This window comes from Agrobacterium sp. InxBP2, assembly GCF_026191755.1.
In the GTDB taxonomy this organism is placed as follows: domain Bacteria; phylum Pseudomonadota; class Alphaproteobacteria; order Rhizobiales; family Rhizobiaceae; genus Agrobacterium; species Agrobacterium pusense.
Genome location: NZ_JAINDY010000029.1, coordinates 210,121 through 224,947, shown reverse-complemented (window position 1 = coordinate 224,947; position 14,827 = coordinate 210,121). Strand labels below are relative to the sequence as shown.

Sequence of the window (14,827 nt, the reverse complement as noted above, 5' to 3'; positions counted from 1 at the left end):
GGAGGAGGAACGCCCCGGTCTTGGGAGGAAAGAGACTATGCGTAATAAATTCATCGGCGTGGCCTTTGCCGCGCTGGCAACGGTGCTGGCGGGTTCGGCCCACGCGCAGGACAAAAAGGTCACGATCGGCGTGTCCATTCCGGCGGCCGACCATGGCTGGACGGCGGGCGTGGTCTACCATGCCGAACGTGTGGCGAAGCTTCTGATGAAGGAGCATCCGGGGCTCAACGTCATCGTCAAGACATCGCCGGATGCCGCAAACCAGGCCAATGCGCTGCAGGATCTGGCCGTGCAGGGGCTCGACGCGCTGGTCGTCCTGCCGTCCGATCCCGATCCGCTTGTCAACGCCATCAAGGAGATCAAGGACAAGGGTACCTTCGTCGCGCTCGTCGACCGCGCGCCGAGTGTCAACGACAATTCGATCCGCGATCTCTATGTGGCCGGCAACAACCCGGCGCTCGGCCAGGTAGCCGGCGAATACATCAAGAAGACGACGCCGGATGCCGAAGTCGTGGTCATTCGCGGCCTGCCGATCCCGATCGACCAGCAGCGCCAGGATGGCTTCGACAAGGGTATCGCCGGCTCGAATGTCAAGGTTCTCGACCGCCAGTACGGCAACTGGAACCGCGACGACGCCTTCCGTGTGATGCAGGACTATCTGACCAAGTACAAGAAGATCGACGTGGTCTGGTGTCAGGACGACGATATGGCAATCGGCGTGCTGGAAGCCATCCAGCAGGCCAAACGCACCGATATCCAGTATATCGTCGCGGGCGCCGGGTCCAAGGACATGATCAAGAAGGTCATGGACGGCGACAAGCTTGTGCCGGTCGACGTGCTCTATCCGCCGGCGATGGTGGCGACCGCCATGCAGCTGACGGCCGGGCATTTCTACGATCAGGTGCCGGTCGCGGGTGAGTACATCCTCGATGCGACGCTGATCACCAAGGACAATGCCGAGCAGTTCTACTTTCCGGATTCGCCGTTCTGACGAGCTGGCTTCTGCCATGCGACGCCCGCTGCAAGGCGGGCGTCGATGCTGCTAAAAGTTTTGCCTAGGTTTGGATTTGACGAGACGGCTGCATCCCCACTCCGTCACCCCGGACTTGATCCGGGGTCCAGGGCGATCAAGTCCTTGATCGCGGGAGAGTCCTTTCACGGCGCAGACGCGCCGTGGCTGGATGCCGGATCAAGTCCGGCATGACGGAAGGACGCTCGGCGAATGCCGCCCGGCCCTTCACCCGTTCTTCCTGAACCACGCCGAGAGATAATCCACGAAACTGCGCACCTTGGCGGGCAGGTAGCGACGATGCGGATAGACCGCATAAATGCCGCGGTCCTTGGAAATGTAATCGTCGAACAGCGTCACCAGTTCTCCGGACTGGATATAGGGCCGGGCGATAAAGTCAGGCACCATGGCGATGCCGAGGCCGGCACGCGCCGCGCGCAGGGTCGCCTGTGGGCTGTTGACCTCGATTGGGCCGCTGATGGCGACCGAATTTGAGCCGCCATCCGGCTCCAGATACCGCACCGTATTATGAAAACGCGTATTGGTGTCGATGATGAAGGGAACGCGGGAGAAATCCTGCGGACCATCGAGCGGTCCGTGTTGCGCGACGAAATCCGCCGTCGCCACCGCATAGACCCGGAAATCGGAAAGCTTGCGGGCGATCAGGCCCGAATCCTCCAGCCGGGTGATCCGGATCGCGAGATCGAAGCCTTCTTCGATCAGGTCGACGAATCGGTCTTCCGCGACGATCTCAAGCGACAGTTCCGGATTTTCCTTGGCGAAGTCGATGAGGCTCTGGCCGACCTCCGCGTCGATGAAAGTGCGTGGAACGGAGATCCGCAGTTTTCCTTTCAGATCGGCATTCTTTTCCCGAACAAGGTCGGCGAGATTGTCGATCTCCTTCAGAATGTCGGATGCTGTGCGGTAATAGGTGTGCCCGGCTTCCGTCAGCGAAAACTGCCGCGTGGTTCGGTTTAAGAGAAGCGCTCCGAGATCGTCCTCCAGTTCCCGCACATATTTGGACAGAAGCGCCTTGGAGCGCCCGGTCTTGCGCGCCGCAGCGGAAAACCCCTCCGCTTCGACAACATCGATAAAGGCGCGGATGCGCGTCAGCGTGTCCATGAAAACCCTCCAGTTTGTTCCATATAATTGAACGCTGCATCCTGACTGTTCAACCTTAAAATCGCTGCTGAAAAATTCCGCTATATGGTGAAAAAATCCTCTTGATTATGACGGCGAATATTCTTATCTCCCGTGCTGCCCAAAGTCGCACGTGCCCATGTGTGTCCGCCGATTCCTCGATGTGGTGAGGATTTAGGTAAGGTACCTGGAACTAACCCCTCCAGTCGCTATTCCGGCCAACCGGAAAATGCGAGGACATACGAAGCAACGACGGTGCGGGCCTTTCTGGTTCTCTGCCGGCTCTCCATCAGCCGGGGTACTAAAGAGGCACACCATCATTGCCTGAAGTGCGGTCGGGTCATTCCCTCCAATCCATGGCAGACAAAGCCGAATGATGCTCTGGCAGGGCGTCGTTCACATTCGCGCCTTGAGCGTATGCTATCGATTCTGCGCCTCCACCGGCTGATTCGAATGCATATCTCGAGCGTCCTTTGTCCTCCGGATTTTTCCGGAGCCGGTTTAACAGGGAATACATCGATGACGACTGCACGCATTCTCGACTTCATCAAGACCCGACGTCCCGAAGGCCCTTGCCTCGTGGTTGATCTCGACGTCGTGCGCGACAATTTCAACGCGTTCCGGCACTCCCTGCCGAACAGCGCGATCTATTATGCCGTGAAGGCAAACCCGGCTCCCGAAATCCTGAAGCTGCTTGCTTCGCTCGGCTCCAACTTCGATTGCGCCTCCGTGGCTGAAATCCAGATGGCGCTCGATGCGGGTGCGACTTCCGACCGTATCTCCTTCGGCAACACCATCAAGAAGGAACGCGATGTTGCGCGCGCCCATGCGCTCGGCATCGATCTCTTCGCCGTGGACAGCCATGAGGAAGTTGAGAAGGTTGCCCGTGCAGCTCCCGGCGCGCGCGTGTTCTGCCGCGTTCTGACGGATGGCGAAGGTGCGGAATGGCCGCTGTCGCGCAAGTTCGGCTGCGTACCGCAGATGGCTGTCGACGTTCTGGTTTACGCCCATCAGCTCGGTCTTGAGTCCTACGGCGTATCCTTCCATGTCGGTTCGCAGATGATGAACCTTGACGCATGGGATGCGGCGCTCGCCGATGCCAAGCGCGTTTTCGCTTCGCTTGCCAAACAGGGCATCCACCTGCAGATGGTCAATATGGGCGGCGGTTTCCCGACAAAGTACCTGCGCGACGTTCCGGCTGCCGAAGAATACGGCCAGGCCATCGACACGGCGCTGCGCAAGCACTTCGGCAACCAGATCCCGAAGACCATCATCGAACCGGGCCGCGGCATGGTCGGCAATGCCGGCGTCATCAAGGCGGAAGTCGTTCTCGTGTCGCGCAAGTCCGACAATGACAACCACCGCTGGGTGTTCCTCGACATCGGCAAGTTCGGCGGTCTCGCCGAGACGATGGATGAGGCGATCCGTTACCCGATCCGCACCGAGCGCGATCAGGACGAGATGGAGCCCTGCGTTCTGGCCGGCCCGACCTGCGATAGCGCTGACGTGCTGTATGAAAAGAACATGTATCCGCTGCCGGTCTCGCTGACCATCGGCGATGAAGTTCTGATCGAAGGCACGGGCGCTTACACGACCACCTATTCGGCGGTCGCGTTCAACGGTTTCGAGCCGCTGAAGGCCTACGTCATCTGATCCGAGCGCCGTCCGCTGAAAGGGCGGCGTCTCGACCAAGCTTCCGTTCCGGCCCTGCCGATTGTGCTGTTGCGCAAATCCCTGCTTGCTGCACCTCTTCCAGCCGAGGAAAGCGTGTCGGCGGGCCGGAACGGCTCCACCAATTTTCATCAAGGGCCGCGTGTGGGCGGTTGTGTGACGGGAGGCCAAGGATGGCCGCTCTTTTGAATTCGGTACGGGCATTTTTCACACCGCAGACATTTCATGTCGATCAGGAAAATCCGGGCGATGTCGTTGCCCGTGAAAACCTGCTGGACCGCGCCATGGGCGCCGGACGCCGCCGCAAGTCTTCCGAAAAGCTGCGCGCCGGCCGCGTTCCCGCCGAAGGCCTGGCGCTCGTCGCCCGCGATGAGGACGGCCATGTCATCGGCACGGTGCGCCTGTGGAACGTCGAAGCCGGTATCTCCCGCGAAGGCCGCGCCGTCGAAGCGCTGCTGCTCGGCACGCTTGCCGTCGATGCCGCCCATGAGGGCAAGGGCATCGGCTCGGCGCTGATGCGCGCCGCCATTACCGAGGCCACCAGGCGGGGCCATGGCGCCATTCTTCTGGTTGGCGACGCACCCTATTACGAGCGTTTCGGCTTTTTCGCCGACAAGGCCCAGCATCTCATCATGCCCGGCCCGTTCGAGCGCAGCCGTTTCCTGGCGCTGGAGCTGAAAGCTGGCTGGCTTGAAGGTGCTGCCGGCCTGCTGGTGGCAAGCGGCCGCAGGCTCTCTGCCTGAGACCGTCAACCGTTGATTTCGTGCTCCGGCCGGGTGGCCGGGGCCGATCCAGCGAAATTGTATTGCTGCAAAATATTCTTTCATGCCAGGCTGGGGAATCGGATGCGATACCGGTTCGGCGGCGATAGGTCGCAATAGCCTCTTTGGCCATTGTGACAGTTTATGTCTGCTCCGGCATGATTTCAGCAGCAGGGGATCAGGCATGCAGGCAGCTCTACTCCGAACCAATCGTGATTACCGCCTGTTATTCTCCGCGAGCGCCGTATCCAATCTTGCCGATGGTATTTCGATGGTGGCGATACCATGGCTCGGCACGTTGCTGACCAGCGATCCGCTGCTGATATCCATGATCGCGGTGGCGCAACGGTTGCCATGGCTGCTTTTTGCGCTGCCGGTGGGGGTTTGGACCGATCGAAGCGACCGGCGTTTGCTGATGGTGCGGGCAGACATGGTACGGCTGGCGCTGATGATATGCGCAGTCGCCATGATCTCCGCCACTGCAAACCTGCCATTACCGATGCAATCGGGTTCGTCGGCGATTTTTTCGCTCGCGGTAATAGCGTTCCTGTTCGGCTGCGCCGAGGTCGTTCGGGACAATGCGGCGCAGACGATCCTGCCTTCGCTTGTCGCGCCGGGTGATCTTGAACATGCCAATGGCCAGATGTGGAGCGCCGAACAGGTGACCGGCCAGTTCATCGGCCCGCCGCTGGCCGGCCTGTTGATCGCGGCGGGCATTGCCATTCCCTTCGGCCTTGATGCCGGCTTTTACGCGGTCTCGGCGGTGTTGATCTGGCTCATCGTGCTGCCGCCACGCAAACCCTCCGGTCCGGCTTCATTCTGGCCGGCATTGCAGGAAGGCCTTGGCTGGATGTGGCGCAACCCCATGGTCCTGCGGCTCGCTATCATGCTGGGCGCTATCAACGCCGTATTTGTCGGGGGAATGACAGTCCTCGTTCTCTATGCGCAGGAGGTGCTCAATCTCTCCGCGGCCGCCTATGGCGTGCTGTTGACCTGTGGCGCAGCTGGCGGCGTTCTTGGCGGGCTGGTCTCACCCTGGCTTGCCCGCCGGTTGGGGGCGAGGGCAAGCCTCTTTCTGGCGCTTTGCACATTTGTACTGTTCAATCTGGTGCTTGGCCTGTCGGCGTCCTTGCCGCTGGTGGCGGCCGGCCTGTTTTTCGAGGCGGCAGCGGGCATGTTGTGGAATGTGGTCACCGTCAGCTACAGGCAGAGGCTCATTCCAGATGAGCTTCTTGGACGCGTCAATTCCGTCTATCGGTTTTTCGGTTGGGGCGCGATGTCGTTCGGCGCCTTTGCCGCCGGGATAATGGTCAGTTTGGCCGAACCGGAGATCGGCCGCACCGCGGCGCTGCATATGCCTTATCTGGTTGGCGCCTCTGTCTGTGCGGTTCTTGCCGCCTATGGCTTCTTCCGACTGCGCTTCTGAACCCTGCCGCATGGCGATCTCCGGCCGTTTTGTCGCATCTTTGCGTTCCATACCCCCTTGCGCCCGGGAATTTGCGGGTATATACCCGAGACAAATGCCAAACGATAGCTGCCACTGCATTCTGTTGCGCAAAGCATCCCGCAAGGTCTCGTCCTATTATGACGAGGCGCTGGCGCCGCTTGGTGTCAACATCGGTCAGTTCAGCCTGCTGCGGAACATCAACCGCGTTGCGCCGGTCTCGCTGACCGACCTGGCGGCAAGGGTGGAGCTTGATCGCTCCACCGTTGGCCGTAATGCCAAGGTGCTGGCGCGAATGGGTCTGGTCGCTATTGGTCACGGCGAGGATCAGCGGGAAGCGATGCTCACCGTAACGGAGGAAGGGCACGCGATCCTCAAGGCGGGCGCACCGCTCTGGGATGGGGTGCAGGATGAAATCGAGGCCCGGCTTGGGCCCGAGAAGACAGCACAATTGCAGGAACTGCTCGCAGCCCTGTAGTTTTTTGGGCATATGCGGTTATCTGCCCGCAATGTGGGTATATACCCGTAAAATATCGGCCGCGGCCGCCGGAAAGGGAATTCGAACATGCTCTCCGCACGCCTCGCCAGCTGGATGGCCGGCAGAAATCTGCACTATGGCTGGCTCGTCGCCGCGACCACCTTTCTCACCATGCTGGCCACCGCCGGTGCGATGGGATCTGCGGGGGTGATGATCCAGCCGCTGCATCAGGAATTCGGTTGGGATATCGCCGATATTTCTTCGGCCATGGCCGTCAGGCTTGTGCTGTTCGGTCTGCTTGGGCCCTTTGCCGCCGCTTTCATGAACCATTTCGGCATCCGGCAGGTGGTTTCCACCGCGCTTGCCCTGATCATGGGCGGCATTGTCGCCTCCTTCTTCATGACTGAGGTGTGGCAATTGCTGCTGCTCTGGGGCGTGGTGATCGGCGTCGGCACCGGCATGACTGCCCTGGTGCTGGGCGCCACCGTGGCGACACGCTGGTTTTCCAAGCGTCGGGGACTGGTGATCGGCCTGATGACGGCAAGCAACGCCACCGGCCAGCTGGTTTTCCTGCCGCTGCTGGCGGCGCTGACGGAAGCCTATGGCTGGCGAACCGCCTTGACCCTGTCCGTCGCGGTGATTGCCACCGCCATGGTCCTCGTCCTGCTTTTGATGCGTGACCACCCCGCTGATGTCGGTTTGCCGGCCTATGGCGAGACGGTGGTGACAAAGCCGGTCAAGCAGGACCACAATCTCCTCGCCACGCTGGCATCGCCGCTGGTGACGCTGAAAAGCGTCTCGGGCAACCCCGTCTTCTGGGTGCTGTTCGGCACGTTTTTCGTCTGCGGCCTTTCGACCAACGGTCTCATCCAGACACACTGGATCTCGATCTGCGGCGATTTCGGCATGGCTGCGGTAACAGCGGCGGGAACGTTGGCGGTGATCGGCATTTTCGACTTCTTCGGCACGATCTTCGCCGGTTGGCTTTCCGACCGGTTCGACAATCGCTTCCTTTTGTTCTGGTTCTACGGTCTGCGCGGGCTATCCTTGCTTTATCTCTCATTCTCAGGCTTCAGCTTCGTGGAGCTTTCGGTCTTTGCCGTCTTCTACGGGCTGGACTGGGTAGCGACCGTGCCGCCGACGGTGAAGCTTGCCGCGGAAAACTTCGGCCGTGAAAAGGCCGGTCTTGTTTTCGGCTGGGTCTTTGCCGGCCATCAGCTGGGGGCAGCCACCGCTGCCTTTGGCGCCGGTTTCTTCAAGAGCGACTTCGATACCTATATGCCTGCGCTGCAGATTGCCGGTCTGATGTGCATGATTGCCGCCGTCTCGGTTCTGCTGCTGCGAAAGCCGGGCTCCGCGACCCTGACGCCGCAGACGGCGTGATATGCATGGGGGAGGCCTGCGCATGTGGCCTTCTCCGTATTCTGACTTCCGTAGGCGGGTCGCCGGGCGGTATTGTTGCGTAATTGCCACAATGCTTGCCGGTTCATCGCTTCCATACATGAAGGGCATCCCGGTTTGATCCATCTCAATCGGCCTGCGTCACCCTTCGTCATAGTGGCTCCCAAGCGGTTGCGGCAGGCGAAGATTCGCAAGGCCCGCCGTCATCAGCCGGTTCCGGGGACTTGCCCGGCTGCGGTGCGCTATAGGAGAGATGGAATGACGAATAGAAACAGAAACAACGCCTTGCTTGCCAGTGTTGCGATTGGCGTTGCCGCCATGCTCGGGTCCGCCGATGCGATAGCCGCTGATATGACCCAGGCGGCGCCGGCTCCGACTGCGGAGGAAGCGATTGCGGCGGCAAGCCCGTGGATGCTGCGCGTGCGCGGCCTCGGTGTCATCACCAACGACAGCGGGAGCGTCGACGGTGTGCCAGGGGCTGGCCTGTCCTATTCGGATACCGTAATCCCGGAACTCGACATCAGCTATTTCTTCACCGATAACTTCGCCGCCGAACTCATTCTCGGCACCACCTATGCCAAAATCAATGGCGAGGGCGTGCTGGCCGGCACGCCGGTCGGCAAGACCTGGCTGCTGCCGCCGACACTGACGCTGCAATATCACTTCACCGACTTCGGCGCTTTCAAGCCCTATATCGGCGCGGGCGTGAACTATTCGCTGTTCTACAACCAGACGGAAAAGCCCGGTTTCAGCAATCTCGACGTCAAGAACAAGCTGGGCGCCGCGGTGCAGGTCGGTTTCGACTATATGCTGGATGAGCATTGGGGTGTGAACTTCGACGTGAAGAAGATCTTCCTCAAGACCGACTGGACGGCGGAACTCGGTGGCACGCCGATCAGCGGCAAGGCCAAGCTGGATCCGTGGCTGATTGGCGCGGGTATCACCTATCGTTTCTGACAGTAGATCGATGAAGCGCGGCCTTTGACGGGCGGCGCTTTCTGGGCTATAGGGACGGCCACGGGCAAGAGCCCCGGCCGTCCGCAGGCGCGTTTGCGCCCCTGGTGAAGCTCTTTTCTTGATAACGGTCATCCCATGTTTTGCATGTCGTCGATGGCAACGCGGACTCCCTTCGGAACATTCGGCATGCACATGTTGGAGAACCGTTATGAACGTGTCCAAACCGCTTCCCGCACTTGAGGGGCTGAAAGAACAGGCAAAGCGCCTGCGTGCCGCTCTTGAGGATGAGGGGCAGTCAATCACCCATTCAAAGGCGTTGGAACTCATCGCCGCGCAATATGGCTTCCGCGACTGGAATACGCTACATGCCGCCGCGGGAAATCGTCCCGCCTTCAATCCCTATCTTCTGGGTTCGAGGGTGGAAGGTTTTTACCTCGGGCAGCCTTTCGTGGCCTCCGTTCTGGGCGTGCAGGCGCTCGGCGGCGATCCCGAACGTTACCGGCTGACCCTGCATCTCGATGATCCCGTGGATGTCGTGACCTTCGAAAGCTTCTCCGCTTTCCGCCAGCGCGTTCATTGCAATGTCGATACCTCCGGCCGCACCCTTGAGAAAACTTCCAATGGCCGGCCGCAGGTGGAACTCGTCTGGTAGGTTGGCGCTCCCTTGATTGGTCGCCGTTCATGGAGGCGAAGCACGGGATTTCAGGCTTTTTTGAACCCCTTTTCATTTCAAAACTGAAAGGGGGTTCAGTCGAAATTTGCGATGTTTGCTTCACCGCGTCTTTCCGCATCGCCCCCTTAACACACGTCAGTGCCCGTCCGAGTATATATAATATATTTTTTGGTTGTGCTTGTGTGTTATTAATAGCATTTATTGTAGATATATTTGTTTTGCAAAGTAAAATCTGTTACTGTATTGAATAGTTGATATATAAATATTATTGTCTGCTTATGTTTGAGGGATTTTATGAGCGATACGCAGTGGCTGGAATGGGGCAGGAAAAACCCATATTACGGCGTGTATTCCGAAGACCGATTTCACACTTCAAATATCGAGGCAACGAAGGGGGAATTCTTCGCAACCGGGGAAGCCAATGTCTCTTGGATGCTGGGTCGTGCGGAACAGTATTTCGGGCCGTTGGGTAAAGGACGTGTTCTTGAGTTCGGTGCCGGGGTGGCTCGAATGAGCATACCGCTTGCGTCCCGTTTTGAAACCGTAATCGGCGTTGAACTATCTCCAGACATGCGTGCCGAAGCCGTTAAGAATTGCCAGTTATACAATGTCAAAAATGTCGAAATGGTCCCTTCAGACGACGATTTAAGTCACGCTTCGGGCGAATTTGACCTCGTCCTCAGCTATATCGTTCTCCAGCACGTAGATGCCAGGAGGGGAGTGATGCTGATCGACAAGTTGCTGTCTAAGGTCGGCCCCAGCGGTGTCGCCATTCTCCACGCGAGCGTCAAACGGCCTGAACGCCGCTTGTCAGACCGCCTACGCTATCACCTGCGCCACAATGTGCCAGTGCTGGCGGCAACATATAGATTCCTGCGTGGAAAAGGCTGGAATACACTTTCAATGCGAATGTCGGAATATGATCCTGTCGCCATCCTCGCTGCGTTCAGTCGGAACGGAATGAAGGACGTTTTGCTTTCCGAGCATTATCAAGGTGATGTCCTTACCTTTCATTTCACGGCGAGAAAGGGCGGCTAACACGACGGGACGCCATTACTTAGATGCTGGACGTCGCAGTAATGGCATCCCGCAGTGGCTTAAATCCGCTTCCCCGCCGAATCGAACAGATGGAAATCCTTTGCCTGCGCGGCGATTTTCAGCGTTTCGCCGATTCGCAGTTGCGAGCGGCCGTGGACGCGGAAGACGATGGTGGTGCCGTCGGCGAAGGAGCCGTGCACGTAACTTTCCGCACCCACCAGTTCCACGGCGTCCACCTGCACGGTGCCGGTGAATGCAGCGTCGGTGGGGGCCTCACTGGCAAGGGTGATGTCTTCCGGGCGGATGCCGAGCGTGGCAGCGCCCTGCGGCAGTGCGGTGCTATCCATCACCGACCAACCGGAAGAGCTGTTGGCCGTCGCCGTCCCGTGGTTCAGCAGGTTCATCGAGGGCGAGCCGATGAAGGTGGCGACAAAGGTCGTGGCCGGTTTCTCGTAAAGCTCGATCGGCGTGCCCATCTGCTCGATGCGGCCGGCATTCAGCACCACCAGCCTGTCGGCCAGCGTCATGGCTTCCATCTGGTCGTGGGTCACGTAAACGCTTGTCGTGGCGAGAGAGCGCTGCAGGCGGCGGATTTCGACGCGCATCTGCACGCGCAGCTTGGCGTCGAGGTTGGAAAGCGGCTCGTCGAACAGGAATGCCGCGGGCTTGCGCACGATGGCGCGGCCCATGGCCACACGCTGGCGCTGGCCGCCGGAAAGCTGGCGCGGCTTGCGCTCCAGGAATTGTTCGATTTCGAGAGCCTTGGCCGCCTCCGTGATACGCCGCTCGATCTCCTCCTTCGGCGTGTTGCGGTTCTTCAGGCCATAGGCAAGGTTCTGGCGCACCGTCATATGCGGGTAGAGCGCGTAGTTCTGGAACACCATGGCAATGTCGCGGTCTGAGGGTTCCAGATCGTTGACGACGCGGTCGCCGATGACGATCTGGCCGCCGGAAATACCTTCCAGACCGGCGATCATGCGCAACAAGGTGGATTTTCCGCAGCCGGAGGGACCGACGAGCACGATCATTTCGCCATCGGCGATGTCCATCGATACGCCCTTGATGGCTTCGACATTGCCGCCATAAACCTTGCGGACGTCTTTCAGCGCAATTTTTGCCATTACTTCTCGGTCTCCACCAAACCTTTGACGAACCAGCGCTGCATCAGCACCACAACGATAACAGGGGGGATGATGGCGAGGATCGCCGTCACCATCACATAATTCCAGGGCGTCGAGGCATCGGTAAAATCCACCATGCGCTTGAGGCCGATGATGATCGTGTTCATCTTTGCGTCGTTGGTCACGAGCAGCGGCCAGAGATATTGCGTCCAGCCGTAGATGAAGAGGATCACGAAAAGTGCCGCGATATTGGTCTTCGACAGCGGCAGCAGGATATCGCGCATGAAGCGGAACGGACCCGCATTGTCGATGCGCGCCGCTTCCACCATTTCACCGGGAATTGTCAGAAAGAATTGCCGGAAGAGAAAGGTCGCCGTGGCTGAAGCCATCAGCGGCAGGGTGAGCCCCGCATAGGTGTCGATCAGGCCCAGATCGACGATGACCTTGTAGGTGGGCAGGATGCGTACTTCCACCGGCAGCATGAGCGTGATGAAGATCATCCAGAAAAAGCCCATGCGGAAGGGAAAGCGGAAGAAAACGATGGCGAAGGCGGACAGGAACGAGATGATGATCTTGCCGATGGCAATGGCCAGCGCCACGACGAAGCTGTTGAACAGCAGCCGTTCGAGGCTGACGCCGACGACCCTTTCCACGCCGCCAACCATGGCGTCGGTATAGTTTTCTCCGAGATGGCCGCCTGGCAGCAGCGACATGGGCGGCCGGATGATGTCGTTCGACGTCATCGAGGAAGCGATGAAGGTGTAGTAGATCGGAAAGGCCACGATGATGATGCCGAGCACCAGCATCAGATGGGCAATCACGCGTGCGATGGGGCGATTTTCAATCATCAGGACGTCCTCAGCCGTAATGCACGCGCTTCTCGACGAAGCGGAACTGGAAGGCAGTGAGCGCGATGACGATCACCATCAGGATCACGGATTGCGCGGCGGATGAGCCGAGATTGAGGTTCACGAAGCCATCATTATAGACCTTGTAAACCAGCGTTTCCGTCGCCTTTGCGGGGCCGCCGCCGGTCACCGCATGGATGATGCCGAAGGTGTCGAAGAAGGCGTAGACCGTGTTGACGACCAGAAGGAAGAAGGTGGTCGGCGCAAGCAGAGGGAAAACGATGGTCCAGAAGCGCCGCGAACCGCGCGCGCCATCAATGGAGGCGGCCTCCAGCAATGATTTAGGAATTGCCTGCAAGCCCGCGACAAAAAACAGGAAATTGTAGCTGATCTGTTTCCACGCAGCCGCCGCGACGACGAGCAGCATGGCCTGATTGCCGTTGAGCAGCGGGTCCCACATGATGCCGTTGCGACGCAGGATATAAGAGAAGGTTCCCATGGCCGGATTGAACATGAAAAGCCACAACATGCCGGCCACCGCCGGCGCGACGGCATAGGGCATGATCATCATGGTGCGGTAAAAGCCCTTGCCGCGCACCACCCTGTCTGCCGCCGTTGCCAGCAGCAGCGCCAGCCCCATGGAGACAAGCGCGGTGAGGATGCTGAAAACGACGGTGACCTGCAGCGAGTTGAGGTAGCTTTCATCAGAAAGTACCGCGGAAAAATTCGCCAGGCCGACGAAATTGCTGTTCAGCCCGAAGGCATCCTCGCGCATGGTGGACTGATAGAGCGCCTGGCTGGCCGGCCAGAAGAAAAAGATCACCGTCAGGATGATCTGCGGGGCGACCAGCAGATAGGGCAGGATCTTGTTGGGGAATACGACGCTTTGCACGGCGATCTCCTGATGACATGGAAATGCCGCCCGCATCTATCAGAGGATGCGGGCGGGGCAGGGGATCGTTTAATTGCCGGCGGCCTGTTTGATGGCCGCGTCGCCGCGCTGGACTATCTTGTCGAGTGCTGCCTTCGCATCCTGCTTGCCGGCCAGCATCGCCTCGAACTCCTCGTTCATGATGTCACGCACCTGCGGCAGGTTCACGAGACGTACACCCTTGGAGTTTTCTGTCGGCGGTTTGCCCATCATCTGCAGCAGCGGCGTTTCACGGCCGGGGTTCTTGTCGTAGAAGCCGGATTTCTTGGTTTCCTCATAGGCTGCGATCGTGACCGGCATATAGCCAGAGACCTGATGCAGGCGAGACTGGATCTTGGTCTGGGAGAGGAAGTGGAAGAACTCCGCTACGCCCTTATATTCGGCATCGCTCTTGCCACCGAAGACCCAGAGGCTGGCGCCGCCCGGGATGGTGTTCTGTGGGCCATGGCCCTCATAATAGGGAAGCTGGCCGATGCCGTAATTCATTCCGGTCTTGATGATATCTCCAAGGCCGCCGGAGGATTCGGTCAGAATACCGCATTCGCCGGACATGAAGAGCTGCTTGGCTTCCGAAGTGCGGCCGCCATAACGGAAGACACCGTCTTTCGCCAGATCGGCAATCGCCTGGAAATGCTCGACAAAGAGCGGCGCATTGACGGCGAGCTTCACATCGGTGCCGCCGAGACCGTTTTCATTGCTGCCATAGGAGACGTTGTTCCACGCGGCGAAGTTTTCGGTCTGGATCCAGGTCAGCCAGGTGGAGGTGAAACCACATTGCGCGGCACCGCTGGTCTTGATCTTCCTGGCGGCATCGAAAACTTCCGGCCAGGTCTTCGGCGGGTTGGCGGCATCGAGGCCGGCCTTCTGGAAGATATCCTTGTTGTAATAGAGGATCGGCGAGGACGAATTATAGGGGAAGGACAGCATGGTGCCGTCAGGCTTGGAATAATAGGCGACGATGCCTGCCAGATATTCATCCTTGTTGAAGGTGTAGCCGCCTTCCTTCAGCACGTCCGCTACCGGTTTGATGGCGCCCGCAGCACCCATCATGACACCGGAGCCGGCATCGAAGACCTGAATGATGGCAGGCGCCTGCTTGGCGCGGAAGGCGGCGATGCCGGCGTTCAGGGTTTCGGGATAGGTGCCCTTGAAGACGGGCATGACCTTGTAGTCTTTCTGGCTGTCGTTGAATTCCTTGGCAAGCGAATCCACGACTTCGTTGTTGGCGCCGGTCATGGCGTGCCACCACTGGATCTCCGTCACAGCATATGCATTCGATGTGACAAAAAACGAAAGCGCGGATGCCGCAGCAAGGCGGTAGCTGAGTTTTTTCAAGGCGATTCCTCCCATTATGA

General features: G+C 59.2%; 14 protein-coding genes. 9 read left to right on the top strand and 5 right to left on the bottom strand.

Annotation, left to right across the window (positions count from 1 at the left end; genetic code table 11):
* The first annotated feature begins 37 nt into the window (after positions 1-37).
* Positions 38-991, top strand: a complete 954-nt coding sequence (locus K7A42_RS13665) for a substrate-binding domain-containing protein (RefSeq protein ID WP_004445078.1) — start codon at positions 38-40, stop codon at positions 989-991.
* Between the two features lie 246 nt (positions 992-1,237).
* Here K7A42_RS13665 and K7A42_RS13660 read toward each other — a convergent pair whose 3' ends face one another.
* Positions 1,238-2,131, bottom strand: a complete 894-nt coding sequence (locus tag K7A42_RS13660) for a LysR family transcriptional regulator (RefSeq protein ID WP_004445076.1) — start codon at positions 2,129-2,131, stop codon at positions 1,238-1,240.
* 537 nt (positions 2,132-2,668) lie between these two features.
* Between K7A42_RS13660 and odc2 the strand changes: the two genes are divergently transcribed.
* From odc2 to K7A42_RS13620, 8 genes are all read left to right on the top strand, one after another.
* Positions 2,669-3,802 carry an ornithine/lysine decarboxylase gene (gene odc2, locus K7A42_RS13655; protein ID WP_004445074.1) on the top strand — a complete coding sequence of 378 codons (1,134 nt, stop codon included), beginning with the start codon at positions 2,669-2,671 and terminating at the stop codon, positions 3,800-3,802.
* A 191-nt stretch (positions 3,803-3,993) separates the two neighbouring features.
* Positions 3,994-4,563 (top strand): GNAT family N-acetyltransferase, encoded by a 570-nt coding sequence (locus K7A42_RS13650; protein ID WP_282455400.1) that lies wholly within the window; start codon positions 3,994-3,996, stop codon positions 4,561-4,563.
* Positions 4,564-4,765: 202 nt separating this feature from the next.
* Entirely contained in the window at positions 4,766-6,007 is a 1,242-nt protein-coding gene (locus K7A42_RS13645) for an MFS transporter (protein WP_282455399.1), read from the top strand.
* Between the two features lie 94 nt (positions 6,008-6,101).
* The gene (locus K7A42_RS13640) at positions 6,102-6,503 is read left to right on the top strand and encodes a MarR family winged helix-turn-helix transcriptional regulator (RefSeq protein WP_004445069.1); all 402 of its coding nucleotides are present in this window, start codon (positions 6,102-6,104) and stop codon (positions 6,501-6,503) included.
* Positions 6,504-6,590: 87 nt separating this feature from the next.
* The gene (locus K7A42_RS13635; RefSeq protein ID WP_282455398.1) at positions 6,591-7,886 is read left to right on the top strand and encodes an MFS transporter; all 1,296 of its coding nucleotides are present in this window, start codon (positions 6,591-6,593) and stop codon (positions 7,884-7,886) included.
* 276 nt (positions 7,887-8,162) lie between these two features.
* Positions 8,163-8,861, top strand: coding sequence for an OmpW/AlkL family protein (locus tag K7A42_RS13630; protein ID WP_004445064.1), 699 nt, complete (start codon positions 8,163-8,165; stop codon positions 8,859-8,861).
* 208 nt (positions 8,862-9,069) lie between these two features.
* A complete protein-coding gene (locus tag K7A42_RS13625; protein WP_004445058.1) occupies positions 9,070-9,513 on the top strand; it encodes a glyoxalase superfamily protein in 444 nt (147 codons plus the stop codon).
* Between the two features lie 315 nt (positions 9,514-9,828).
* The gene (locus K7A42_RS13620) at positions 9,829-10,572 is read left to right on the top strand and encodes a class I SAM-dependent methyltransferase (RefSeq protein ID WP_282455397.1); all 744 of its coding nucleotides are present in this window, start codon (positions 9,829-9,831) and stop codon (positions 10,570-10,572) included.
* A 59-nt stretch (positions 10,573-10,631) separates the two neighbouring features.
* Here K7A42_RS13620 and K7A42_RS13615 read toward each other — a convergent pair whose 3' ends face one another.
* The 4 genes from K7A42_RS13615 to ugpB form a co-directional block, all read right to left on the bottom strand.
* Positions 10,632-11,693 (bottom strand): sn-glycerol-3-phosphate import ATP-binding protein UgpC, encoded by a 1,062-nt coding sequence (locus K7A42_RS13615; protein ID WP_282455396.1) that lies wholly within the window; start codon positions 11,691-11,693, stop codon positions 10,632-10,634.
* Positions 11,693-12,541 (bottom strand): sn-glycerol-3-phosphate ABC transporter permease UgpE, encoded by an 849-nt coding sequence (ugpE, locus tag K7A42_RS13610; RefSeq protein WP_004445050.1) that lies wholly within the window; start codon positions 12,539-12,541, stop codon positions 11,693-11,695. Before ugpE ends, K7A42_RS13615 begins: the two co-directional genes overlap by 1 nt.
* Positions 12,542-12,551: 10 nt before the next feature.
* Entirely contained in the window at positions 12,552-13,433 is an 882-nt protein-coding gene (gene ugpA, locus K7A42_RS13605; protein WP_004445049.1) for a sn-glycerol-3-phosphate ABC transporter permease UgpA, read from the bottom strand.
* A gap of 69 nt (positions 13,434-13,502) precedes the next feature.
* Positions 13,503-14,813 carry a sn-glycerol-3-phosphate ABC transporter substrate-binding protein UgpB gene (gene ugpB / locus K7A42_RS13600; protein WP_169692189.1) on the bottom strand — a complete coding sequence of 437 codons (1,311 nt, stop codon included), beginning with the start codon at positions 14,811-14,813 and terminating at the stop codon, positions 13,503-13,505.
* Positions 14,814-14,827 lie beyond the last annotated feature (14 nt).

Excerpts from the sequence above, each read along its gene's own strand:
- K7A42_RS13630 (WP_004445064.1), top strand. The coding sequence starts at position 8,163 with ATGACGAATAGAAACAGAAACAACGCCTTGCTTGCCAGTGTTGCGATT.
- K7A42_RS13640 (WP_004445069.1), top strand. The coding sequence starts at position 6,102 with ATGCCAAACGATAGCTGCCACTGCATTCTGTTGCGCAAAGCATCCCGC.
- K7A42_RS13660 (WP_004445076.1), bottom strand. The coding sequence starts at position 2,131 with ATGGACACGCTGACGCGCATCCGCGCCTTTATCGATGTTGTCGAAGCG.
- K7A42_RS13635 (WP_282455398.1), top strand. The coding sequence starts at position 6,591 with ATGCTCTCCGCACGCCTCGCCAGCTGGATGGCCGGCAGAAATCTGCAC.
- odc2 (WP_004445074.1), top strand. The coding sequence starts at position 2,669 with ATGACGACTGCACGCATTCTCGACTTCATCAAGACCCGACGTCCCGAA.
- K7A42_RS13665 (WP_004445078.1), top strand. The coding sequence starts at position 38 with ATGCGTAATAAATTCATCGGCGTGGCCTTTGCCGCGCTGGCAACGGTG.
- K7A42_RS13650 (WP_282455400.1), top strand. The coding sequence starts at position 3,994 with ATGGCCGCTCTTTTGAATTCGGTACGGGCATTTTTCACACCGCAGACA.
- ugpE (WP_004445050.1), bottom strand. The coding sequence starts at position 12,541 with ATGATTGAAAATCGCCCCATCGCACGCGTGATTGCCCATCTGATGCTG.
- K7A42_RS13625 (WP_004445058.1), top strand. The coding sequence starts at position 9,070 with ATGAACGTGTCCAAACCGCTTCCCGCACTTGAGGGGCTGAAAGAACAG.
- K7A42_RS13620 (WP_282455397.1), top strand. The coding sequence starts at position 9,829 with ATGAGCGATACGCAGTGGCTGGAATGGGGCAGGAAAAACCCATATTAC.
- K7A42_RS13615 (WP_282455396.1), bottom strand. The coding sequence starts at position 11,693 with ATGGCAAAAATTGCGCTGAAAGACGTCCGCAAGGTTTATGGCGGCAAT.
- K7A42_RS13645 (WP_282455399.1), top strand. The coding sequence starts at position 4,766 with ATGCAGGCAGCTCTACTCCGAACCAATCGTGATTACCGCCTGTTATTC.